The sequence below is a fragment of the Paenibacillus sp. LjRoot56 genome, from assembly GCF_964253335.1.
GTDB classification, from domain to species: domain Bacteria; phylum Bacillota; class Bacilli; order Paenibacillales; family NBRC-103111; genus Paenibacillus_E; species Paenibacillus_E allorhizoplanae.
This window is the reverse complement of the sequence record NZ_CAXURV020000001.1, coordinates 805001-829089: the sequence shown is the minus strand read 5'-3', so window position 1 is coordinate 829089 and position 24089 is coordinate 805001. Positions and strand designations below refer to the sequence as shown.

Here is a 24089-nt window from a genome sequence, read left to right as displayed (position 1 = left end):
AGGAGGAGCTATTTTGATTAATAAACCGGTGTCCAAGCCGTCAAATTTATCATTTATTACCGGTATACTTTTCTGGTGTACATTAGTTGTAGTATCTTGCGTATATTTAACAATTCCATTGATAACGCTTTTTGCAGACGTATTCAAGGTGTCTTCTTCTCAAGCTGCTTGGGCTGGCAGTGCATTTTCGCTTGCTTTTGCAGGTGGGGGGTTGTTCTTTGGCGTTTTATCCGATCGCTTTGGACGAAAAAAAATGATGTTGGCAGGGTTGCTATTGCTCACTGTAATAACTCCTCTAATCGGGAGTGTCAGTAGCTTTTACTGGCTTGTTGGCCTACGAGCTTTACAAGGTTTGGCAGCGTCCATGTTCCCTCCGTCTGTTTTGGCCTACGCAATGGAAATGTTTCCGATTAAAAGAAGAGTAACCATTATTGGGTTCATCAGTACGGCGTTTTTAATGGCAACTATCGTAGGTCAAATATATAGCAGCTATATTGTTTTATACATGAGTTGGTCTTATGCATTCTATATCCTTTTTGTGGTTTATTTCATATCTACGATCTTGATTACCTTTATTCCGAAAGATAAAACTCAGCAATCGAATGGCAGCTTCTTTTCTGCCTTTTTAAGAATCGGCTATATTTTCAAGAAAAAGAGTTTGCCTCTTTGCTACGTCATCTCAGTTACGCTCTTTATTTCGCTTGTCGGATTTTTCACAACACTTGGAAGTTATTTAACCAGTCCGCTCTTCGGATTAAGCCATCAAGATATTCTATGGGTCCGTGCGGTAGGTATAATCGGAATGATAGTATCGCCTTTTTGCGGAAGATTGGTCGCAAAATTTGGAGTCAAAACCGTTTTAAGTTGTGGTTTGGTTTTGGCTGCAATTGGCTTGGGAATGTTGGGCCTTTGGGCTAATCTCATTTTTCTAGTAACGATGAGCGTTGTGTTTATTACGGGAATTGCTATGGCGCTTCCCTCTTTAATCTCTTTAATTGGCCAAATTGCGGGGGAAATCCGGGCGATTGCGGTTTCATTCCACATGTTTATGGTGTTCATAGGTGCAACGCTTGGACCGATTCTCTCGATTTATCTAATAAATCACGGAGGCCATGTACTCTCTTTTGAAGTATCCGCTGGATTATTATGTTTGAGCATAATTGTTCCCTTTTTCACTCGTTTAGAAGAGCCTTCTCGCAGTTACTCAACATCATCCCAAAACGAAATCAACAAGAATTAGCCGGATAATACCGGTTCACATTAGCTTATCATTGTACTTATTTATTACTTTGGAGGTTTATTTGTACATGAATACCAAAAATGGCCTTTTAACTACAAGTTGGGGCGCTCCTGTTGGAGATAACCAGAACTCTATGACTGCTGGCTTAAGCGGTCCAACCCTTATTCAAGACGTACACCTACTGGAAAAGCTTGCTCATTTCAACCGGGAACGCGTCCCCGAACGTGTTGTTCATGCCAAAGGTGCTGGCGCACACGGATATTTTGAAGTAACCAACGATATCTCCGCCTATACAAAGGCCAGCTTTTTGTCTGAGGTTGGCAAACGAACACCGGTATTTATACGCTTCTCCACGGTAGCAGGCGAACTGGGATCTGCAGACACCGTACGTGATCCGCGCGGTTTTGCAGTAAAGTTTTATACGGAAGAAGGAAACTATGATTTGGTGGGCAATAACACGCCTGTCTTCTTTATTCGGGATGCCATTAAATTTCCGGATTTCATTCATACCCAGAAACGCCACCCTCAAACTCATCTTAAAAACCCCAATGCTGTTTGGGATTTCTGGTCCTTGTCTCCCGAATCCTTACATCAAGTCGCTATCTTAATGTCCGATCGTGGTATTCCTGCGACTCTCCGTCATATGCATGGCTTTGGAAGCCATACGTTTAAGTGGGTCAATGCGGGTGGACAAGGCATTTGGGTCAAATATCATTTTAAAACGGAACAAGGCGTGAAGAACCTGGATGTCGAGCTGGCTGCCAAGTTGGCCGGAGAAAACCCAGATTATCATATTAATGATTTATTTAACGCCATTGACAAAGGTGACTTCCCTGCATGGAAGCTGTATGTACAAATGATGCCGATGGAAGATGCCAAGACCTATCGTTTCGATCCTTTCGATGTAACGAAAGTGTGGTCGCAAAAAGATTACCCTCTTATCGAGGTTGGACGCATGGTTCTCAACCAAAATCCGGACAATTATTTTGCCGAAGTAGAGCAAGCCACCTTCTCCCCTGGAGCGTTCGTATCCGGTATTGAAGCTTCGCCGGATAAAATGTTGCAAGGCCGATTATTCGCTTATGCTGATGCTCACCGATATCGGGTTGGGACTAACCACAATACCCTTCCTATTAATAAACCTATTGTTGAAGTAAATAACAATCAGCGCGATGGCCAAATGCGTTTCGATCGCAATGGGGGAAATTCGTTATACTATGAACCAAACAGTTATGACGGAGCTGTTGAATCTGCAGCGCATAAGACAGCCCCGTTCGAAGTAATCGGTACAGCCGATAGCGTGCCGTATGACCAGGATGATCATTACACGCAAGCTGGCGACCTGTATCGATTACTTAATGTAGAGGAACGTGGCCGTTTAATAAATAACATTGTAATTACCATGAAACCGGTGGAGAAGGATGCAATCAAACTCCTTCAAATCTCTCACTTCTATCAAGCAGATCCCGAATGGGGGCAAGCGATCGCCGAGGGGCTTGGTTTGAGAGTTCCACAACTGACTTAATACGAACTATTAAAAAAGAGCAGTTCACCCAGTAAATGATAGCTGGGGAACTGCTCTTTTTTTACTGAAGGAATTCTCCATTACACGAGCCAGCTAAATTTTTGGCTCTTCTTTCTCGTGCACCAGCTTTAACGGAGTTACGTCATTACCTTCAGGGTCGACAACAGATAAGCTTAACATGGTAGACAAAACTTGGCCTCTAATAAGCTGCAAATACTCTTGACGCAATGCTGCTTGTTCAGATTTCTCCTCTTCTGTCAAACCAATTTCGCGTTGTTTCCTGCTTAGCTGGTTGATACGCCCAAGAATAGGGATCATTTTCTTCACCTCAATGACAAAAAATTTTATATTATAAGGAATAGACCTTCAAGAAAGGTAGCTTTTTAAGGCCGCTCTCTTTCAGGTCTTCCAACAATCCATTATTCTTTTAGATAGAATTCAATTATCCTAAATACGACTTTAACATCCATACATGCTTTTCCAGGGAGCTATGAATAGCCAAAAGCATATCACTAGTTGTCTCATCGCCTTCACGGGAGGCAATACTCATCCCCTCTTTAAGCTCACCCACAATAATCCCAAAATCAGCTACAAGCGTGCGGACCATTTCATTTGCATCCTCATTGCCCGCTGCATCTTTCACTGTAGCTTTTTCGATAATTTCATAAAGTGTCGCTACTGGACTACCGCCTAATGCCAGCAGACGCTCGGCAAGATTGTCCACATGAAGTGCAGCTTCTGTATAAAGTTCTTCGAACTTTAGATGTAAAGTGAAGAACTGCGCCCCTTTAACATACCAGTGATAGTTATGAAGTTTGGTAAATAACAGACTCCAATTAGCGATTTGAATGTTAAGCACTTCCGTTAGTTTTTCAGTCATCACAAAACTCCTTTCGAATTTAGCAACATTTCCAACTATGAGCTTAGCTGCATATTCTTTTAATCTAAGTAATTAAGCTCGAGGTGCGCTTTCAAACTTACCTTTGTGAGCCAAATCGCAGAACGGTTTTTGACTGGATAAACCGCACCGGCAAAGAATAAAACTTTCCTTGGTCTCAAAGCGATTTCCCACCGCATCCACCATTTCTACTTTGCCTGTAATACGCAATGGTCCATTATCGTTTACTTTAATTGTAACTTCAGACATGATAATCTCGCCTCTTTTGGGATTATTTTGGTGAAACGTACTCAGAAAACGAAGCAATCCAGGTCACAGAAGCCACTGCCATGGTGATGGTTGCATCCATGATGATGGTGCGCCTTTTGTGTTGCCTGAACTCCCGCTCCGCCTCCTCCGTAATTTGATCCATTGTAGTAGCCTCCAAAGATATTATGCGGAGACCAGTCTGGACTTGCTTGGGGTGCTGGCGGCGACAAAGATTGAAACTCGTTAGTGCCGTAGACGATCTTGCCTCCTACAACAGTGAAGACAGCTTCAATTTTCTTAATAGCTTCTTCGGAAACAAGAAAGAAGTTATCAGAAAGTATCGAAAAATCGGCATATTGACCTTCTTTAATTTGCCCTTTCACATCTTCCTCTTTTGAAAACCATGCATTTCCTGCCGTATACATGCGAAGCGCTTCATGCCTCTCTACACGATTGGAAGCAGGGTACAAGATTAGCCCACCAAGTGTCTTGCCCGTTACCAACCAATATAAGGCAACCCATGGATTATAACTGGCTACTCTGGTTGCATCTGTCCCTACCCCAACACGCAAGCCGGCTTTAATCATCTTGGTGATTGGAGGCGCATTTTCTGCTGCTTCGGCCCCGTACCGATCAACGAAATATTCTCCTTGAAAAGCCATTCGGCTTTGAACGGCGATCGAACCGCCTAATGCAACAACTCGCTCCAAATCCTTCTCCTGAATTGTTTCGGCATGATCCAAAATCCAGCGTAAGTCTTTAAAGGGAACCTCTTTGTTCACGCGCTCGAATACGTCGAGAAAACGTGTGATAGATTCTCCGTAAGTGGCGTGAAGACGAAATGGCCAACGCTGCTCTACAAGGTGCTGGGTAACTCCGAAGAGATCATCTTCCAGTACAGCTGGAAGTTCCGGACGAGGTTCTACAAAATCTTCAAAGTCTGCTGCGCTATAAACAAGCATTTCACCGGCTCCGTTATGACGATAGTAGGGACTGCCTGTATACGGCTGCGTTGTAGAGGTCCATGCTTTAAAATCATTCAGTTCATTCTTGGGATGCTGGGTGAATAAATTATACGCCGTGCGAACCGTAATTTCTCCACGTCTATCAAGCTCATCAAATACCTGATAATCGTCAGGGTAGTTTTGAAAGCCCCCACCAGCGTCAATAACACTTGTGACTCCGAATCGATTCAACTCCCTCATAAACAATCGGGTTGAATTAATTTGATCCTCGTATGAAAGCTTCGGTCCTTTCGCTAAGGTCGCATACAAAATAGTAGCATTAGGTCTAGCGATGAGCATTCCTGTCGGATTCCCTTGGCTATCCCTTTGGATTTCTCCGCCTGGCGGATTCGGTGTATCTTTCGTATATCCGATGACTCGCAAGGCTGCTTTATTCAAAAAAGCCTGACGGTAAAGATTGAGAATAAATACCGGTGTATGCGGAGCAATTCGATTAATTTCATCCAAAGTTGGCATTCGGCGTTCCGCGAATTGGAATTCTGTCCAACCGCCAACAACACGAACCCAGTGAGGTGCTGGCGTACGATCCACCTGCTTTTTCAGCATCCGCAAGGCATCCGCAATCGATGGCACGCCATCCCATCGAAGCTCGAGATTATAATTGAGACCGCCTCGAATGAGATGAATATGAGAATCGTTCAAACCTGGAATCAACATTCGCTGATTTGCGTCAACAACCTGCGTGGTAGGCCCAACATATTTCATGATTTCGGCATCGTCCCCCACGGCCAGAAATTGGCCGCCTTTAACTGCAACTGCTGTGGCTGATGGATTAGCGTCGTCCATCGTCACGATACGGGCATTATGAATGACTAGATTTGCTTCAACAATCGTTGGTTTCTCAGACATGATTTTGTTCTCCTTTGTTATTTATTAGGAACTAGGTTTACTTCAACAATTGTCGGCTTCTCAGACATGATTTTGTTCTCCTTTGTTATTGTGTTATTTGCGGTTTAACCAAAATTGTATCCAAGGCATCAACCGTTGTCCTAAAAACATTCCTAAGAGACCAAGTAATCCCAAAAAAGGCGGCGCCGGAGAAGGAATCTTCAAAAATTGAAAAACAACGCCAATGACGATACCTGTAGCTAAAGCGATAAGCATTGGACCCCACATACTAACTTTCCTCCTTCAATCCTGTCATTAATGATGTTTTTGTTTAACCCTTACCTTCTGTTTAAGTTTATAAGTCAGGATTCTTTCTATCAATAAGACTTTCTCTATAACAGCCATAGGAAATGCTTATACATTATTTTTAGCTTTTTTGTGTAACCTATAGTTTTTACCTATGGGCAATATAGAAAAATGAAGATTGTTCATTCGTTTACATTTCAATAGACTTTGTATGTGCAGCGGGTTCAGATTCACATTTGTAAATCTGTTGTAACCATAAATAGAAAGTAGGGATTTTTACATGTTTAATGACAAGTCCGATTTACTAACAGCTGAGAACTCCGCTATTATCCTAGTAGACCATCAGCCTCAAATGCTTTTTGGTGTACAAAGCGCCGATCGCCAAACGATTATTAACAATACGGTTGCATTGGCTAAAACAGCTAAAGTTTTCAATGCGCCAATTATTCTTACAACGGTTGCTGCTGAATCATTTTCTGGCCCTATTCATCCGCACATTCAAGAAGTATTTCCTGATCAAAAGCCAATTGACCGAACAACAATGAACTCCTGGGAAGACGAAAACTTCGTGAATGCAGTAAAGAAAACAGGTCGCAAGAAACTAATTATGGCAGCACTGTGGACAGAGGTTTGTCTTGCTTTCCCTACCATTTCAGCCATTAAAGATGGATATGAAGTATATATTGTAACGGATGCTTCAGGCGGGACGACGACGGAAGCGCATAACATGTCCGTTCAACGTATGATTCAAGCAGGAGCCATTCCCGTGACTTGGCTATCCGTTCTCCTTGAGTATCAGCGCGATTGGGCACATCAAGAAACGTATGATGCCGTTCTGGACATTGCTATGCAACACAGTGGCGCCTACGGTGCGGGTGTTGTTTATGCTCAAACAATGTTTGGGGGCCACGGCGGGTAACCTATTTATCAAAAGACAGTCAATTAATTTTGACTGTCTCAGCTTAACCAAAACCAATTCGAGAGGAATTATGAAAATGGCTAAACTAACAGTAGGAACAGAAAACGGGCAACCCATTGAATTATATTTTGAGGATCTTGGCGCAGGCAAACCTGTCGTATTGATCCATGGCTGGCCGCTGAGCGGGCGCTCGTGGGAGAGTCAAGTTCCAGCACTTATCGATGCAGGTTACCGCGTGATTACATATGACCGCCGTGGATTCGGACAATCCTCCCAACCATGGACCGGTTACGACTATGATACGTTTGCAGCAGATCTTCATAAGCTAATCGAAAATCTGGATCTTAAGGATGTGACGCTGGTCGGATTTTCGATGGGTGGCGGAGAGGTTGCTCGTTACGTTGGTACCTACGGAACAAGTCGTGTCAAAAAAGCTGTCTTGGCTGCTGCAGTTCCACCGTTCTTCTTCAAATCCGATGAGCATCCGGAAGGTGGCCTTGATGAAAGCACCATTCAGGGCTTCCAAGACGGTTTGAAAAAAGACCGCATCGCTTTCCTTGACAGCTTCTCTCACAATTTCTTTAAAGCAGGGGATAGAACCGACCTGGTCAGTGAGTCATTCCGTGTTTACAACCTTGAAATTGCTTCTTACGCTTCACCAAAAGGGACACTGGATTGCGTTGATGCCTTCGGCCGGACGGATTTCCGTAGCGATTTGGCTAAATTTGATATTCCATTGCTTGTTATCCATGGCGATTCCGATGTGATTGTGTCTCTTGAAGTAAGCGGTCAACTTTCCTACGAAGCTGTTCCAGGTAGTCAACTCGTTGTAATTGAAGGTGGACCGCATGGCTTGAACGCGACTCACCCTGAACAATTCAATACTGCTTTGATTAACTTCCTTAAAAACTAAATTGAATGAAGAAGCTCTTCCAAAAGTAACAATTATAGATGGTTCGGGGGAGATCTCATCGTAAAAAGTGAATATTTGAAATGAAAAAGGGAGCTAAGCGCCCTATTAGCGCTTAGCTCTTTCGTTTTTAGCATCCACTACTGCTTTCTTCAGCTTAATGACAGATCGCAAAAAAAAATAGTCCCAGATGGCTGTAATAGCTCACTGGGACTAACTTTATTTATAGAAATCTTTATTTTAATGATTTCATCTATTTCTTTTTGATCTAACCCATCTAACAACCTATAGTTTGAAATCATGCTTAATTTTCCTTCTGATAATACAGAAGAATTATTTGATATAACTAGATCATTCTCAATAAATATTAAAACATCAATATTGCAATTAAATTGTTTCTTTATTGCTAATAGGTATCAAAAGATGGATTACAATTCCCTTGCTCAATCTCACTTAAATTCCCTTGAGAAATGCCTATTCTACTCGAGAACTCCACTTGATTCATATTATTTAATTTTCGTAATCTACGAATATTGGGCCCAATATTTATCATTTTTTCACATCCAATTAAATAATAAGTGACCCGAACATCTTATTGATCGGGTCACATGAATGAAAGTTGTTAGTATAAATAAGAAGTCATTATTGCGGTTCCATACTTTTGTTACTGGTTCCAAACTTTTATATCACCAGACATTATTAAGGAGAATTACTTTACGCCTACTCCACTGTTACACTTTTCGCCAAATTCCTAGGCTTATCAACATCATTCCCACGAGCCAACGACGCGTAGTAAGACAGCAACTGCAAAGGAATTACAGACAATGCAGGCGTTAATACATCCAACGTTTTTGGAATAATGAACGTGCTATCAACTGACTTCTGCAGCTCCGTTTCACCTTCCACAGCAATACCTAATACGTTCGCGCCGCGCGCCTTCACTTCTTTAATGTTGCTCACGGTTTTCTCAAGTAACTCATGCTGCGTCGCTAACGCGATCACCGGGATATCATCCTCGATCAGCGCAAGCGTACCGTGCTTCAGCTCACCCGCTGCATACGCCTCAGAGTGAATGTAAGAGATCTCTTTCAACTTCAAGGAGCCTTCAAGCGCTACCGCATAATCCAAACCTCTGCCGATAAAGAACAGATTATCATGCTTCGCCATCTCTTCAGCAACAACTTTTAATGCTTCCGCTTGCTCAAGGATCTCGCTAACCTGCGCTGGCAATTCCTTCATCGCTGCAATCACTTCGGCGATTTCCTCCGGCGTTTGCGTGCCGAGTGTTTGCGCTAAGTGAAGACCTAGCAAATAAAAACCAATCAATTGCGACGTGTACGCTTTCGTCGAAGCTACCGCAATCTCCGGTCCAGCCCATGTTGTAATGATGTCATTCGCCTCACGCGCAACGGAACTGCCTACAACATTCGTAATTGCCAACACGTGTGCTCCGCAACGTTTTGCTTCACGAAGTGCTGCCAACGTATCCGCCGTTTCACCGGATTGGCTCACAACAATCACGAGCGTATCCTTTGTGATGATTGGGGAACGATAACGATATTCAGACGCTACATCCGTTTCCACCGGAATACGCGCCATTTTCTCAATAACATACTTCCCAACCATACCAGCATGGAATGCTGTTCCACAAGCTACGATATGCACGCGGCTGATGTTACGAATTGCCTCAGGCGTAATCGTAAGTTCATTCAACGTCACACTTTTACCGTCAGCGGAAATACGACTCCCCATCGTATCGCGGTATGCTTTCGGTTGGTCATAGATTTCTTTCAACATGAAATGGTCAAATCCGGCTTTTTCCGCCGTAACAATGTCCCAATCGACATGGAACATTTCCCTGGAAATAAAATTCCCCTCTAACGTCATTAATTCGACAGCATCCCGCGTCAATAGCGCCATTTCGCCATCATTTAGAATGAACACATTACGTGTATATTCTAGAATTGCTGGAATATCTGAACCAATGAAGTTCTCGCCTTCGCCGATCCCGATAATCAGCGGGCTAGCTTGACGCACAGCAACGAGGCGATCCGGTTCGAACTCTGTCAAAACACCAAGCGCAAACGCACCTGTCATGTGCTTCACGGCTTTCTGAACAGCTTTGAGGATATCCCCCTCGTACAAACTCGCGATCAAATGCGAAATAACCTCTGTATCCGTTTCCGATACGAAAACATGGCCTTTCGCGATTAGTTCTTCTTTCAGCGTAATATAATTCTCAATAATCCCGTTATGCACAACGGAGAATTTCAAAGAATTATCGGTGTGTGGATGCGAATTCACGTCCGAAGGCTTACCATGTGTCGCCCAACGTGTGTGCCCGATGCCAACGCTTCCGTTAAGCGGCGTTTCACCCAGCTTCGACTCCAAGTTCGCAATGCGGCCTTTGGCCTTCTTAATTTGCAAGCCATCCGCCGTATACACCGCTACCCCAGCAGAATCATAGCCTCGATACTCTAGCTTTTTAAGGCCATCCAATAGAATCTCCTGAGAATTACGCTTTCCAATATAACCAACAATACCGCACATAGTTACAACCTCCAAATTTGTATAAGCCTCTTCTACAAGGGCTGTTTGTCAAGGATCTGATTTTCAATCAGTCATAAATCATAATGAAATAAACCATCTATAAGGGCGTTCTTTACGTGTAAGATTCAATAAATCGTTAATAGATGTTGGATACTTGTCTGCTCGGTCGCCCGAACGATTTTGCTCTCCAACTTAACGGCACTCCTCGTGCCGGAAGGTCCCCGCCGAATGTTTCGAACACCTTCACCTCGTCAACTCACCGCGTAGTAGCAGCCGTTCGGCTACATTTCCGTCCCGCTTGCGAGTTCTGGCGCTATTTATTACGAATAACCTCTGCCCTGCCTTTCCTTCTTGAGTAACTTCATCATATGCATTTTGCCCCAGTAATGCAACTTGTTTTTGGCATACCTGATCCCCCATCTCGCCATTTTCCAGCAAAAATGAGGGACTAGCAGCCTATAATTATACCAATTGCTCTTGTATAACCTTCGCAATATCATGAACATATGCTTCTACTTGCTCTTTATCAGGGCCTTCTGCCATAACACGAATCAAGGATTCTGTACCGGATGGACGAACCAACACACGACCGTTATCGCCAAGCTCATCCTCGACTTTACGGATCGCTTCTTCGATTACCGCATTGTCCTTCAACTTGCTTTTATCCGCTACGCGGATGTTAACAAGCAATTGCGGGAATTTACGCATAATCCCTTTCAAATCACTCAGCTTACGCCGGGATTCTACTAGGGTATTCACCAATTGTAGCGCAGTTAGAATACCATCACCAGTGGAGATGTAATCCAGGAAAATCACATGACCAGACTGCTCGCCGCCTAGGTTGTAGCCGCCTTTACGCATCTCTTCCATCACGTAGCGATCGCCTACAGCTGTTTGTAGAGCCTTCAAGCCCGCTTTTTCAATCCCTTTGAAAAAGCCAATATTCGCCATCACCGTCGTCACAATGGTGCCGTGGTTCAGCTTCCCTTGACGATTCAACGCATCGCCAAGAATGCTCAAGATGAAGTCGCCGTCGACTTCATCGCCCTTCTCATCGATCGCGATCAGACGATCTGCGTCGCCGTCAAAAGCCAACCCGATGGCTGCGCCATGCTTAACCACCTCGTCGCGTAGCGTCTCTGGGTGGGTGGATCCGCAATCATCGTTGATGTTGCGCCCATTCGGCTCCGCACCGATGGTGATTACTTCCGCTCCGAGCTCGCGGAAAATCAAAGGCGCCAGCTCATAGGCTGAGCCATTCGCACAATCAAGAACAACCTTCACGCCGTCGAAGGACTTCGACACCGTCTCCTTCAAGAAAGCCAGATAAAGGTGCTTCGCATCTGGCTGATCCGAAACCGTACCAATCTCGCCGCCAACCGGGCGAGGCAGTTCATCTACAGCTGCATCGAGCAACTGTTCAATCTCAAGCTCCGTCTCATCCAATAGCTTGAAGCCGTCGCCGCCAAAGAACTTAATCCCGTTGTCCTCAACTGGATTATGTGAAGCAGAGATCATAACGCCTGCGTCTGCGCCTAGCTTTTTCGTCAAATAAGCAACCGCTGGTGTGCTCACCACACCAATACGAATCACCTCAACACCAATCGATAACAATCCTGCTACAAGGGATGCCTCAAGCATCGGCCCCGAAATACGTGTATCTCTCCCGATCACGACTTTCGGATGTTTTGCCTGTCTTGTTAACACATACCCGCCGCAGCGTCCTACCTTATAAGCCAATTCTGGTGTGAGTTCGCCATTCGCGACACCGCGCACACCATCTGTACCAAAATATTTCCCCATTTTTGTATTCTCCTCTTTCTCTATTCCCCATTATGGATTTGCTGCTTTAACATTTTTCTCACTAATTTCTACGATCGCCTTCACTTCTTGTGGAAGTCCTAACTTCACGAAAGTAGGCAGATTTAAAGTTACTTTCAATTCATGCTTACCAGGCGGTAAATTACTAACATCTAGTATCGCTTGAATATCCTGAACTTTCAATTGATCAATTATGGCAGGAGCACCTTCTACCGTAATATTCAAGGTAGCCGACGCTGGCTGCGTCACTTTGGTTTCGTAATTTTCATTTTGACCAATAATCGTAATCGGTACATTTTCTACAGCTTTCGTGATTGAAGGCACAACCTCAACATGGACCGTCACCTTCGCAGGATCTAATTGAGTTACTTTATTCCTGAGAGGAATGTCCAGTGCGAAATCTTTCGTTTCCTTCACATCCTGCAGACTAAGCTGCGGCCCTTGATAGAATTCCATGCGGTCTACGACGTCTTGTGCTCCGTATACGGTCACCTTATCAGGGGTTTGTGTGATCATCGCGATGGCAAATCCTGCAGGAGGTTCACCGCTTACTTTGATCTGTAACGGAATGGTTTGGAATGGGCTAGTGATAGGCACCTCAACATCGACAACCGAAGGATTGATGTTAAGGGTTACTTCTTTGCCTTCTTTGTCAAAAGCCTGCAGTCTGACCTGCTTCGTCACCGCTGATTGTGCTTTATCCACAGATACCTCACCGCGGACATTCTCAATCTGATCGAGTTTACTCGTTTGTGCCGTAATGTACACCTTACCTGGCTTCACAATAGGTTGTCCCGCTTTGAGGCCTGCAGCAGGCGTTCCTTTGACATTTATAACGACAGGTACCTCTTTCATTTGTAGCTCTTCAATCATGACGTGAACCGTTCTAGGAACGATCTCCACATCCACATCTGACGGTATCCCTACCGGTGCTAGGGTAACCTGATGGTCGCCTTTGCCGACCTGCGTCAAATCCAATTGAATCTGATACGTATTGCTAGCCGTCACTTTCTTAACGGAAGATTCCTTCCCTTTCAGAATCACCTGCACATTCGCGGGATTCATCGACGAGATGAAATAATGCGTTTCATCATATTTGGTTGTGATGGAGACGTTATTAATCGTTTCCACTCGCTCGCGCAGCGCTGTGTTCCCGGATATATTCGTTTCTTCCATATGGACAACTACCCATAGCAGTATCCCGACAACAAGCGCAACGATCCGTACCACGTTTGTATTACGTAACCATTTATCCATTCGAACGCCCTCCCCACCATTTCATGAAAGGGTTCTTCTCATTTGTTTTCGCTTTGGGTTTCAACTCTTCAAATAGCTTAGATATCAACGATTCCTCTTTAATATCCCGTACGATATGTCCGTTCATTGTTAGTGATATTTGACCTGTCTCTTCCGAAACAATCACACACATCGCATCCGAAACTTCACTCATACCAATCGCTGCACGATGCCGAGTCCCCAGTTCCTTCGAAATGAAAGGATTTTCAGACAGAGGCAAATAACAACCAGCGGCCATCAACTGCCCTTGCCGAATAATAACTGCGCCATCATGAAGAGGGGTATTTGGGATGAAAATATTAATTAACAGCTCTCCGCTGATTTTGCTCTCTATCGCAATACCGGATTCGACATAGTCGGTAAGTCCCGTATCTTTTTCAAAAACAATTAAAGCCCCAATTTTACGTTTTGCCAAATAATTCGCAGCCCGAATCACTTCGCTGATTCTTTTATTCACATCTTGATCTTCTTCTGAAGAAGATCTACTTCCGAACAACTTACCTCGTCCTAATTGCTCCAAGGCTCGTCTTAGCTCAGGTTGAAAAATAATAATAACCCCAAGCACTCCGAACGTAAAGGCTTGATTCACCATCCATTGCAGTGTACTTAACTGAAACCAAATACTAATGACCCAGGTAATGACGACCACGAGGATACCCTTCATCAGTTGAATAGCCCTTGTCCCACGCACCACTAGGATCAATTTATAAATCACATAGCTAACGATGAGTATATCGACAATATCCTTAGCCGAGATGCTCGTGAGCAAATCCATTGTATTCTCCCCCAGGCGACTAAACAAAGTTCTCTCTATATAGGAATCATAACATAAAGCTAAGTATACTTCTATTTATCTAGACTCATCGCGTGAGAATTGGTTCATTTTTCCTATGTAAAAAAAGAAGAAAGCCCCCTATAGTCTCAGCTATAAGGGGATATTCCGTTATGGCGTGATTTTACCTACGAATTCACCTAATTTGTACCAGACCCAGCTCAATGCTTCATCGACTTGTTTGACTTCTCCAGAAATGTGTGCCGTTGAGGCTAGGTTGACTGAACCATCGATCACGACGACATTCCCCGTTACATCGCCTTCAACCTTCAGTTCCCCGCGTTTGACCACAAGATCACCATTTACAGTATGTCCTTGCGGTACAATCACTGTATCCCCTTGAATAACGACATCCTGAAGGTTACTTCCCTGCACCATGAGATTCTGATCGTCATCCCACATCGATATGAAGCTTCCGAACATGACCGTTCCAAAAACCACAGCAACCGATACAGCAGGGTGTCTGCGAATCCAATCCGTCCAGGTATTCTTCTTTTTCATCGGTGGTAAGCCGCTCATAATCTGTGCAGTTAACGTATCAGGTACTTTAATGGAGGGCAGCATTCTAACCAAAGCGTCGGTTTTCTCCAGCTGCTTGAAAGTGTTATGACACGCCTGACAGGCTATCAAATGTTCTTTCAAAGGTAGAGCTTCCGTCTTTGGTAAATCACCGTCGAGATATTCATGTATGAGCGGGAGGGCTTCTTTACAATTCACGTTTACAGCCACCCCTTTCTTTAATTAGTAGAGCATGTTGTGATATACCATACGTTTCGATTACAAATATGTTTCAGATTCGAACAGAATTTGTACTAACAACTTGTTCCTCCTGCTCCAGTCTTTTTCGTAAGTACTCCCGCCCCCTGTGTACACGCGTTTTGATCGTGGTGACGGGCATGTCAAGCACATCGCTAATTTCCTGAAGTGACATATCATGCAGATATCTGAGAATGACAACTGATTTATATTTCTCTGGCAGCGTCTCAATCGCTCGGTGAATCTGTGCCTGCGTTTCAGAAACAATCAGCTGTTTCTCAGGTGTATCCTCATCGCTAGGTAGCATTGCATAATAATCATTGCCTTCGCCATCTGTCATTTCGGCATCCAGCGAATACGTTTGCTTTCTTCGTCGCAGCTTATCAATACATAAGTTTGTCCCGATTCGAAAAATCCACGTCGAAAACTTCTGATTCTCATCATATCGATGTAAATTCGTATACACGCGCAAGAACGTTTCCTGCACGGCATCTTCGGCTTCTTGCTTGTTATTCAGCATGCGGTAAGCCAAATGAAAGATCTTGTCTTTATAGAGCTCCACGAGCTCTGCAAAAGCATTGCGATCCCCATTACTGGCCAGCTTAGCCAGTCGTGCTTCAACAAAGTTCAATTGGTTTTCCTCCGGCTTCTCGACAATTCAACAACAATTTAATGATAACAAAATTCCCACTTCTACTATATACGCACAAATTACGATTTGTTTTCAGAAATTATAATTCCACCTAGAATTAGGGCCATGCCTCCCCATTGTAACCCGGTAATCGGTTCCCCGATGAGCAGATAAGCTGCAAGAATAGCCACTGGAAGCTCCACAGATCCTAGCATTGCTGCAAGTGCGCTTCCGATCTTGGGTATTCCGATATTAAATGAAACAGTCGGTACAACTTGGCCTAGGAACCCGAGAAGCAATCCCCATAGCAACAGCATACCACCATTATCATGAACAAAAACCGTAGGTGGATACAAGATATACATAATCGGCAGCGCAGCCGTCAGCATAATTGCAGAATTCATGAGCGGAGGCAGTGAACTTTCGACTTGTCCCGTGAAAAACAGAAAAATACTATACGCTAACGCAGAGATAAGCCCATATAGTATACCCAGAATACTGAGCTCTCCCCAGTTGGTATCAAACACATTCACCGCAAGGATGGTCCCCGCCAAAATTAGCGCAATCGCAATCCCTTCCATTCGTTTCGGTAATCTCCGTTTCACGATACAATCCATGGCAATCGTCATCCACGTAAATTGAAAGAGAAGAATAATACATAAGGAAGCATCTAACTCTTGCAGCGCAATATTATATACGACCGTCGTTAACGACAGTCCGAAAATCCCAATCAACCCCAGCTTAATCCAAGGACCCCTAAACGGATTTATCCACGACTTTTTGTGAAAAAGAATCAAACCCCATACGAATACGGTCCCCATCGTCATCTGAGCAGGTGTAATTTGTCCATCTGTGAAACCTTGATCATAGGCCATTTTAATAAATGAAGAAAGCAAGCCGTAGCTTGAAGCCCCAATAAGGACAAGAACTATTGCCAACCATCGCCCCATGCTGCCGCGCACCTCCTGACTTGGGCAATTCCCGTAATTACAGAAAAAGCCGAGCTGCCTGCATTGCTGCAAGCCCTCGACTTTGTCATCCTGTTGTTTTCTTATGTTGTCGAAAGGATCAGCCCGTATTCCGAAGTCCCGCAGCAATCCCGTTGATTGTAAGTAGTACTTCACGAAGCAGAATCGCATCATCTTCATTGTTTTCTCTTAGTGCGCGTAGCTCTGTAAGCAACTCAACCTGCATGTAGCTAAGCGGATCCACGTATGGATTACGCAATTTGATCGATTCTTGAATGACAGGAACATTATCCAGAATCTCTTGCTGACCTGTAATTTGCAAAATAATCGAAGACGTCAACTCATACTCGTCTTTGATCAGATTGAAAATACGCTCTGCAATCGCGGATTCCTTCACCAAGCTGCCATACTCCTTCGCGATAAGAAGATCTGCCTTTGCCAAAGCCATTTGCAGATTATCAATCATCGTGCGGAAGAAGGACCAATCCTCATACATCTCTTTGAGGACTGCTAGGTTGCTTTCATTACCTTGAGCAAAGCTTTGCAAGCCTGTACCTGCAGCATACCATGCTGGTAGCAGGTATCTCGTTTGCGTCCATGAGAATACCCATGGAATCGCACGCAAATCTTCGAACTTATCGCTATTTTTACGCTTGGATGGGCGGGAGCCGATATTCAACTCGCCAATTTCCGGCAGCGGTGTAGATTCTTTGAAGAACGTTAAGAAGTCTTCGTCTCTGAAAATAAGATCCTGATACTTCGTCTGTGCTTGCTCCGAAATACCACGCATAATATTTTCCCACTTATCTTCAAGCGGGTGTCTTTGTGGTGAACGGGACAGCTTGGAAGCTGTAATCAACGCAAACGTCGCTTGCTCTAAGCTGCGGTAAGCAATACCTTGCAAGGAATAACGCGAAGAAAGAACTTCACCTTGCTCCGTAATCTTAATGCCGCCACCAAGTGTTTCAACAGGTTGAGCTAGAATGCTTCGGTTCAATGGCATACCGCCACGACCCAATGCCCCACCACGACCATGGAAGAACTTCAACTTCACGCCAAATTTCTTCGCCGCTTCTGTGATATCTTGAAGCGCCATGCGCAGCTCCCAGTTCGCTGTTATCACACCACCGTCTTTATTACTGTCGGAATAGCCTAGCATAATTTCGTGCATTTGTGTTTCTGGATCAAGGCTTAATCGGTAAGCAGGAATCGCTAACAACGTGCTCATGATACCAGGCGCCGCGTGAAGGTCGTCAATCGTTTCAAAAAGCGGAACAGACTGAACAGTACTCGTAACAGTTCCGTCGCTCTCTCTGCGGTATAGGCCCGCCTCTTTGGCAAATACAACAACTTCAAGCATGTCACTTGCACCTTGCGTCATCGAAATCAAGTAACTGTTAATACAATTACGTCCGAATTCCTTCTGCGCTTTACCAACTGTACGATAAACGTCTAAGCATTCTTTCGTACCTTCCGTGTAGTCCAAGTACGTAGACGTGATAGGACGTGGATCGTTCAAGACATTCGTGAGCAATGAAATTTTCTCATCTTCCGAAAGCTTGCTGTAATCCGGCGTAATACCCATTTTCGCCAAAATTTCCGTCATCGCATTCTCATGCTCTTTACTATGCTGTCTGATATCCAGAGCAGCTAAGTGGAAGCCGAAGAGTTCAACTTGACGAATTAGCTTCTTAATATATTTATCCGCGACATAATCTGCAAAGTGCGCACGCAAACTAGCTTCCATAACTTGCAAATCTTGAATAAACTCTTCAGGGCTATTGTACTTCTGCGTAGAAGATACATTTGCATTGCCCGTATTATGAATCTTCTCGATCATATAAGTCGTCTTGATGCGGTATGGTTCCTTCTCATTACGCCAAACATCCTGAACATTCCCCATCGCTTCACGATCACATTGGATCGATTCGATCAGAGCTTTGCTCACATTCACAATGTTCTTGCTAAAGCTCATGTGTGCTAAAGATTCTCTCAGGATTTCCTCATACTTTTGCAAAGCCAATTGACGGTGCAGACCAAGCGTCTCCCATGTCACATTCGCTCTTACAGATGGATTTCCGTCACGATCTCCGCCGATCCAAGATCCAAATTTCAAGAAGGATGGCACATGCCATTTGTCTTCTGGGTAGTATTTATTTAAACAACGCTCAAGCTCGTGGTAAACTTCTGGCAATACGTCAAATAATGTCTCGTCAAAATAGTACAATCCGTTACGCACTTCGTCGATTACCGTCGGTTTACGATCACGCAGCTCATCGGTTTGCCACAAATTAAGCACTTCACCCACAAGCTTCTCGCGCAATTGCTCACGCTCACGGTACGTTAAATTAGGGTTGTCCAGCTTCATCATATCGTCAGAAATGCGCAAATTAATATCGAGCACTGCACGACGCATAGCCTCCGTTGGATGAGCCGTCATTACGAGCTCAAGAGAGATCGCTTTAAGTATTTCTTGTACCTCGGAATAAGGAATATTCGTATTCTTCAGCTCTTGTACGATGCTTTCAATCGAACCTGGTTGTACAGATTCCCCTGAAGAGCGCTCGTAGTCACGTTTACGGCGAATACGATGGTTTTGTTCTGCAATATTAACTAGCTGGAAGTATATAGCGAAGGCGCGTATCACTTGATGGCGAATTTCCGGATCTAGTGAAGATATCGTTTTCTTAAACTCATCATAGATCTCAATAACATAGTGTGCTCTTAACGACTTGCTCATTTCGCGAATTCGTTCAACGACATCCAGCAGATCATTTCCGCCCTGATGTACAAGAACTTCACCTAGTATGTGTCCAAGAAACCGAATATCTCTACGCAGCAGGTTATTCGTACTTTGTTTTTGTTGGACGATCTCACTCTCTACCATGACTCTCCACCCCATCTATTCACTATGATGCATTAATGCTTCTCTCTGCAAAAGCTAGTCGCTATAAAAACTCATTTCAGAATATTTTACCACAATCTAACCGCTACACATAGTATTAAAATAAAAAAACCGTACGTTTTTCGGTGGTAATTAATGTATTGGTAAGATTCTGCGATGCTTTGATTTGTATTATTTCCTAATTAGAAGGAGTTAGACGGTATATTTAGACGCTCATTCAATGTGCGAAATACCATTGGTATTCACTCGGTGCCGATCTTTTTGTTACTGTCTCTTGATAAAAGAAAAAAACCACCCGAAGGTGGTCCTTTTCTTATAAGCGGGCGGCGGGAATCGAACCCGCGCGATCAGCTTGGAAGGCTGAAGTTCTACCATTAAACTACGCCCGCGTAGTTTAGAAAAAAATGATCGGGACGACACGATTTGAACATGCGACCCCCTGCTCCCAAAGCAGGTGCTCTACCAAGCTGAGCTACGTCCCGATACGTTTATAACTTATAATGAAGAATGGCGCGCCCTGAGAGATTCGAACTCCCGACCTTTTGATTCGTAGTCAAATACTCTATCCAGCTGAGCTAAGGGCGCATAAAACTTTGGAGCGGAAGACGGGGATCGAACCCGCGACCCTCGCCTTGGCAAGGCGATGCTCTACCGCTGAGCCACTTCCGCAGGGTACCTCAATTGTATGAATACAAGTGAGGATTTAATGCGCGTAGAGGGACTTGAACCCCCACGGTCACCCGCTAGATCCTAAGTCTAGTGCGTCTGCCAATTCCGCCATACGCGCATGTTGTAAATAAGGCAAATGGTGAGTCATGTAGGATTCGAACCTACGACACCCTGATTAAAAGTCAGGTGCTCTACCAACTGAGCTAATGACTCATGTGTTGTGAAAAAATGGCTGGGGATCAAGGATTTGAACCTTGGCATGACGGAGTCAAAGTCCGTTGCCTTACCGCTTGGCTAATCCCCAATATAAACATGCCGTCGAGAGGACTTGAACCCCCAACCTACTGATTACAAGTCAGTTGCTCTACCAGTTGAGCTACAACGGCATATAAAGTTAATGGTGGAGGCTGACGGGATCGAACCGCCGACCCTCTGCTTGTAAGGCAGATGCTCTCCCAGCTGAGCTAAGCCTCCATGGGATCTGAAAATGGTGACCCGTAGGGGACTCGAACCCCTGTTACCTCCGTGAAAGGGAGGTGTCTTAACCACTTGACCAACGGGCCTTACTTAAAAAATTACTGGAGCTTCCAACCGGAATCGAACCGGTGACCTCATCCTTACCATGGATGCACTCTACCGACTGAGCTATGGAAGCAATGGCTCCCCGAACAGGACTCGAACCTGTGACAACTCGATTAACAGTCGAGTGCTCTACCAACTGAGCTATCAGGGAACAATGCTTGGCAACGTTCTACTCTCCCAGAACCCTGCGGTTCAAGTACCATCGACGCTGGAGGGCTTAACGGTCGTGTTCGAGATGGGAACGCGTGGGTCCCCTCCGCCATCATCACCAAACAGTCAAAGCGTTTGTTTGCGCCTTGAAAACTAGATACGAAACTTCAACGTAAAGTACTTACTTAGGAATTTTGGTTAAGCCCTCGACCGATTAGTATTCGTCAGCTGCATACGTTGCCGCACTTCCACCTCGAACCTATCAACCTCGTCGTCTACAAGGGGTCTTACATACTGGGAAATCTCATCTTGAGGGGGGCTTCGCGCTTAGATGCTTTCAGCGCTTATCCCCTCCGTACATAGCTACCCAGCGATGCCTCTGGCGAGACAACTGGTACACCAGCGGTACGTCCATCCCGGTCCTCTCGTACTAAGGACAGCTCCTCTCAAATTTCCTACGCCCGCGACAGATAGGGACCGAACTGTCTCACGACGTTCTGAACCCAGCTCGCGTACCGCTTTAATGGGCGAACAGCCCAACCCTTGGGACCTACTTCAGCCCCAGGATGCGATGAGCCGACATCGAGGTGCCAAACCTCCCCGTCGATGTGGACTCTTGGGGGAGATAAGCCTGTTATCCCCAGGGTAGCTTTTATCCGTTGAGCGATGGCCCTTCCATTCGGTACCACCGGATCACTAAGTCCGACTTTCGTCCCTGCTCGACTTGTAGGTCTCGCAGTCAAGCTCCCTTATGCCTTTGCACTCTGCGAATGATTTCCAACCATTCTGAGGGAACCTTTAAACGCCTCCGTTACATTTTAGGAGGCGACCGCCCCAGTCAAACTGCCCACCTGACACTGTCCCCATACCGGATCACGGTACTAGGTTAGAACTCCGATACGATCAGGGTGGTATCCCAACGATGCCTCCACCCAAGCTGGCGCTCAGGCTTCAAAGGCTCCCACCTATCCTGTACAGATCGTACCAAAGTCCAATATCAAGCTGCAGTAAAGCTCCATGGGGTCTTTCCGTCTTGTCGCGGGTAACCTGCATCTTCACAGGTATTAAAATTTCACCGGATCTCTCGTTGAGACAGCGCCCAAGTCGTTACGCCATTCGTGCGGGTCAGAATTTACCTGACAAGGAATTTCGCTACCTTAGGACCGTTATAGTTACGGCCGCCGTTTACTGGGGCTTCAATTCATAGCTTCGGGTTGCCCCTAACCACTCCTCTTAACCTTCCAGCACCGGGCAGGCGTCAGCCCGTATACTTCGCCTTGCGGCTTCGCACAGACCTGTGTTTTTGCTAAACAGTCGCTTGGGCCTTTTCACTGCGGCCCCCTCGGGCTATTCACCCTACCGAGGCACCCCTTCTCCCGAAGTTACGGGGTCATTTTGCCGAGTTCCTTAACGAGAGTTCTTCCGCGCGCCTTAGAATTCTCTTCTCACCCACCTGTGTCGGTTTGCGGTACGGGCACCTTCGCCTGGCTAGAAGCTTTTCTTGGCAGTGTGAACTCATGACCTTCGGTACTTAAATTTCCCTCCCCATCACAGCCCAGCCTTACGATGTGCGGATTTGCCTACACATCAGCCTCACTGCTTGGACGAGCATCCATCAGCTCGCGTCACTATCCTTCTGCGTCACTCCATTGCTCATAACGGCTACGGTGGTACAGGAATTTCCACCTGTTGTCCATCGACTACGCCTTTCGGCCTCGCCTTAGGTCCCGACTTACCCTGAGCGGACGAGCCTTCCTCAGGAACCCTTAGGTTTTCGGCGGATCAGATTCTCACTGATCTTTTCGTTACTTATACCGGCATTCTCACTTGTATGCGCTCCACCTGTCCTTACGGTCAGAATTCAACGTACATACAACGCTCCCCTACCCATGCACATACGTGCAAGCCATAGCTTCGGTGGCGTGTTTAGCCCCGTTACATTTTCGGCGCAGAGTCACTCGACCAGTGAGCTATTACGCACTCTTTCAATGGTGGCTGCTTCTAAGCCAACATCCTGGTTGTCTGTGCAACTCCACATCCTTTCCCACTTAACACACACTTGGGGACCTTAGCTGATGGTCTGGGCTGTTTCCCTTTTGACAATGGATCTTAGCACTCACTGTCTGACTCCCGGATTTAAGTTTGTGGCATTCAGAGTTTGACTGGACTTGGTAACCCTTGGCGGGCCCCGCACCCAATCAGTGCTTTACCTCCACAACTCAACATCCGAGGCTAGCCCTAAAGCTATTTCGGGGAGAACCAGCTATCTCCGAGTTCGATTGGAATTTCTCCGCTACCCCCACCTCATCCCCGAATTTTTCAACATTCGTGGGTTCGGGCCTCCAGTGAGTGTTACCTCACCTTCACCCTGGACAGGGGTAGATCACACGGTTTCGGGTCTACGTCCACGTACTAAAGCGCCCTATTCAGACTCGCTTTCGCTGCGGCTCCGTCTTTTCAACTTAACCTCGCACGGGAACGTAACTCGCCGGTTCATTCTACAAAAGGCACGCCATCACCCATATAGAGGGCTCTGACTTTTTGTAAGCACACGGTTTCAGGTTCTTTTTCACTCCGCTTCCGCGGTGCTTTTCACCTTTCCCTCACGGTACTGCTTCACTATCGGTCACTAGGGAGTATTTAGCCTTGGCAGATGGTCCTGCCGGATTCCGACGGGGTTTCACGTGACCCGCCGTACTCAGGATACCTCTAGGGGATTCGTTCAGTTTGGGCTACAGGGCTTTTACCTTCTATGCCGGATCTTTCCAGATCACTTCGCCTACCAAACTAACCCCATAACGAGGTCCTACAACCCCAAGGAGCAAGCTCCTTGGTTTGGGCTATTCCGCTTTCGCTCGCCGCTACTGACGGAATCACTTTTGTTTTCTTTTCCTCCAGGTACTTAGATGTTTCAGTTCCCTGGGTCTGCCTCTACTAAAGCTATGTATTCACTTTAGAGTAACTGCGCATTACCACAGCTGGGTTCCCCCATTCGGACATCCCCGGATCAAAGCCTGCTTACGGCTCCC

General features: G+C 45.4%; 18 protein-coding genes, 12 tRNA genes and 2 rRNA genes (1 of these 32 cut by a window edge). 4 read left to right on the top strand and 28 right to left on the bottom strand.

The annotated features are described in order from the left end of the window. Positions 1-13 precede the first annotated feature (13 nt). Positions 14-1240, top strand: a complete 1227-nt coding sequence (locus ACSQ8O_RS03850) for an MFS transporter (protein ID WP_436240489.1) — start codon at positions 14-16, stop codon at positions 1238-1240. Positions 1241-1307: 67 nt separating this feature from the next. Next, positions 1308-2765 carry a catalase KatA gene (gene katA / locus ACSQ8O_RS03845; RefSeq protein WP_436240488.1) on the top strand — a complete coding sequence of 486 codons (1458 nt, stop codon included), beginning with the start codon at positions 1308-1310 and terminating at the stop codon, positions 2763-2765. Positions 2766-2858: 93 nt separating this feature from the next. Here katA and ACSQ8O_RS03840 read toward each other — a convergent pair whose 3' ends face one another. The 5 genes from ACSQ8O_RS03840 to ACSQ8O_RS03820 form a co-directional block, all read right to left on the bottom strand. After that, a complete protein-coding gene (locus ACSQ8O_RS03840) occupies positions 2859-3083 on the bottom strand; it encodes a DUF896 domain-containing protein (protein WP_436240487.1) in 225 nt (74 codons plus the stop codon). 124 nt (positions 3084-3207) lie between these two features. Next, positions 3208-3645: a Dps family protein gene (locus ACSQ8O_RS03835; protein WP_436240486.1), complete on the bottom strand. Its 438-nt coding sequence runs from the start codon at positions 3643-3645 to the stop codon at positions 3208-3210. Positions 3646-3717: 72 nt separating this feature from the next. Then, positions 3718-3912, bottom strand: coding sequence for a CDGSH iron-sulfur domain-containing protein (locus tag ACSQ8O_RS03830; RefSeq protein WP_436234198.1), 195 nt, complete (start codon positions 3910-3912; stop codon positions 3718-3720). 41 nt (positions 3913-3953) lie between these two features. Further along, positions 3954-5786: an amidohydrolase gene (locus ACSQ8O_RS03825; RefSeq protein ID WP_436240485.1), complete on the bottom strand. Its 1833-nt coding sequence runs from the start codon at positions 5784-5786 to the stop codon at positions 3954-3956. 93 nt (positions 5787-5879) lie between these two features. Continuing rightward, entirely contained in the window at positions 5880-6041 is a 162-nt protein-coding gene (locus tag ACSQ8O_RS03820; protein ID WP_436240484.1) for a DUF1427 family protein, read from the bottom strand. Between the two features lie 310 nt (positions 6042-6351). Here ACSQ8O_RS03820 and ACSQ8O_RS03815 point away from each other — a divergent pair, with 310 nt between their 5' ends. Both ACSQ8O_RS03815 and ACSQ8O_RS03810 read left to right on the top strand, forming a co-directional pair. Then, on the top strand, positions 6352-6990 hold the full coding sequence (locus ACSQ8O_RS03815; protein WP_436240483.1) for a hydrolase: 639 nt from the start codon (positions 6352-6354) through the stop codon (positions 6988-6990). 76 nt (positions 6991-7066) lie between these two features. Next, on the top strand, positions 7067-7903 hold the full coding sequence (locus ACSQ8O_RS03810; RefSeq protein WP_436240482.1) for an alpha/beta fold hydrolase: 837 nt from the start codon (positions 7067-7069) through the stop codon (positions 7901-7903). 403 nt (positions 7904-8306) lie between these two features. On the opposite strand, the gene ACSQ8O_RS03805 is transcribed toward ACSQ8O_RS03810, so the two are convergent. The 23 genes from ACSQ8O_RS03805 to ACSQ8O_RS03695 all read right to left on the bottom strand — a co-directional run. Further along, positions 8307-8453: a helix-turn-helix domain-containing protein gene (locus ACSQ8O_RS03805; protein ID WP_436240481.1), complete on the bottom strand. Its 147-nt coding sequence runs from the start codon at positions 8451-8453 to the stop codon at positions 8307-8309. Between the two features lie 167 nt (positions 8454-8620). Beyond that, positions 8621-10450 (bottom strand): glutamine--fructose-6-phosphate transaminase (isomerizing), encoded by a 1830-nt coding sequence (gene glmS / locus ACSQ8O_RS03800; protein ID WP_436240480.1) that lies wholly within the window; start codon positions 10448-10450, stop codon positions 8621-8623. 462 nt (positions 10451-10912) lie between these two features. Continuing rightward, a complete protein-coding gene (gene glmM / locus ACSQ8O_RS03795; RefSeq protein WP_436240479.1) occupies positions 10913-12253 on the bottom strand; it encodes a phosphoglucosamine mutase in 1341 nt (446 codons plus the stop codon). A gap of 30 nt (positions 12254-12283) precedes the next feature. Beyond that, on the bottom strand, positions 12284-13528 hold the full coding sequence (locus ACSQ8O_RS03790; RefSeq protein ID WP_056618178.1) for a CdaR family protein: 1245 nt from the start codon (positions 13526-13528) through the stop codon (positions 12284-12286). Continuing rightward, complete coding sequence (gene cdaA / locus ACSQ8O_RS03785; protein ID WP_056618181.1) at positions 13521-14342, bottom strand: diadenylate cyclase CdaA; 822 nt, start codon at positions 14340-14342, stop codon at positions 13521-13523. Before cdaA ends, ACSQ8O_RS03790 begins: the two co-directional genes overlap by 8 nt. Positions 14343-14510: 168 nt before the next feature. Beyond that, on the bottom strand, positions 14511-15116 hold the full coding sequence (locus tag ACSQ8O_RS03780; RefSeq protein WP_056618184.1) for a zf-HC2 domain-containing protein: 606 nt from the start codon (positions 15114-15116) through the stop codon (positions 14511-14513). 73 nt (positions 15117-15189) lie between these two features. After that, entirely contained in the window at positions 15190-15786 is a 597-nt protein-coding gene (gene sigW, locus ACSQ8O_RS03775; protein ID WP_436240478.1) for an RNA polymerase sigma factor SigW, read from the bottom strand. 80 nt (positions 15787-15866) lie between these two features. Next, positions 15867-16736, bottom strand: a complete 870-nt coding sequence (locus ACSQ8O_RS03770; protein WP_436240477.1) for a DMT family transporter — start codon at positions 16734-16736, stop codon at positions 15867-15869. A 118-nt stretch (positions 16737-16854) separates the two neighbouring features. Next, a complete protein-coding gene (ppc, locus tag ACSQ8O_RS03765) occupies positions 16855-19641 on the bottom strand; it encodes a phosphoenolpyruvate carboxylase (protein ID WP_436240476.1) in 2787 nt (928 codons plus the stop codon). Between the two features lie 336 nt (positions 19642-19977). Then, positions 19978-20048, bottom strand: a tRNA-Gly gene (locus ACSQ8O_RS03760). A gap of 19 nt (positions 20049-20067) precedes the next feature. Further along, a tRNA-Pro gene (locus ACSQ8O_RS03755) sits at positions 20068-20141 on the bottom strand. Between the two features lie 26 nt (positions 20142-20167). Next, a tRNA-Arg gene (locus tag ACSQ8O_RS03750) sits at positions 20168-20244 on the bottom strand. A gap of 9 nt (positions 20245-20253) precedes the next feature. Next, positions 20254-20328 (bottom strand) — tRNA-Gly (locus ACSQ8O_RS03745). Between the two features lie 38 nt (positions 20329-20366). Beyond that, a tRNA-Leu gene (locus ACSQ8O_RS03740) sits at positions 20367-20446 on the bottom strand. A gap of 19 nt (positions 20447-20465) precedes the next feature. Continuing rightward, positions 20466-20541, bottom strand: a tRNA-Lys gene (locus tag ACSQ8O_RS03735). A 16-nt stretch (positions 20542-20557) separates the two neighbouring features. After that, positions 20558-20632: transfer RNA gene (locus ACSQ8O_RS03730), tRNA-Gln, on the bottom strand. A 9-nt stretch (positions 20633-20641) separates the two neighbouring features. Next, positions 20642-20714, bottom strand: a tRNA-Thr gene (locus ACSQ8O_RS03725). 12 nt (positions 20715-20726) lie between these two features. After that, positions 20727-20802 (bottom strand) — tRNA-Val (locus ACSQ8O_RS03720). A gap of 14 nt (positions 20803-20816) precedes the next feature. After that, positions 20817-20891 (bottom strand) — tRNA-Glu (locus ACSQ8O_RS03715). 16 nt (positions 20892-20907) lie between these two features. Continuing rightward, positions 20908-20983: transfer RNA gene (locus ACSQ8O_RS03710), tRNA-Thr, on the bottom strand. Positions 20984-20985: 2 nt separating this feature from the next. Further along, a tRNA-Asn gene (locus ACSQ8O_RS03705) sits at positions 20986-21061 on the bottom strand. A gap of 5 nt (positions 21062-21066) precedes the next feature. Further along, positions 21067-21183, bottom strand: a 5S ribosomal RNA gene (gene rrf / locus ACSQ8O_RS03700). A 71-nt stretch (positions 21184-21254) separates the two neighbouring features. Beyond that, positions 21255-24089: ribosomal RNA gene (locus tag ACSQ8O_RS03695) — 23S ribosomal RNA — on the bottom strand (it continues 80 nt past the right edge of the window).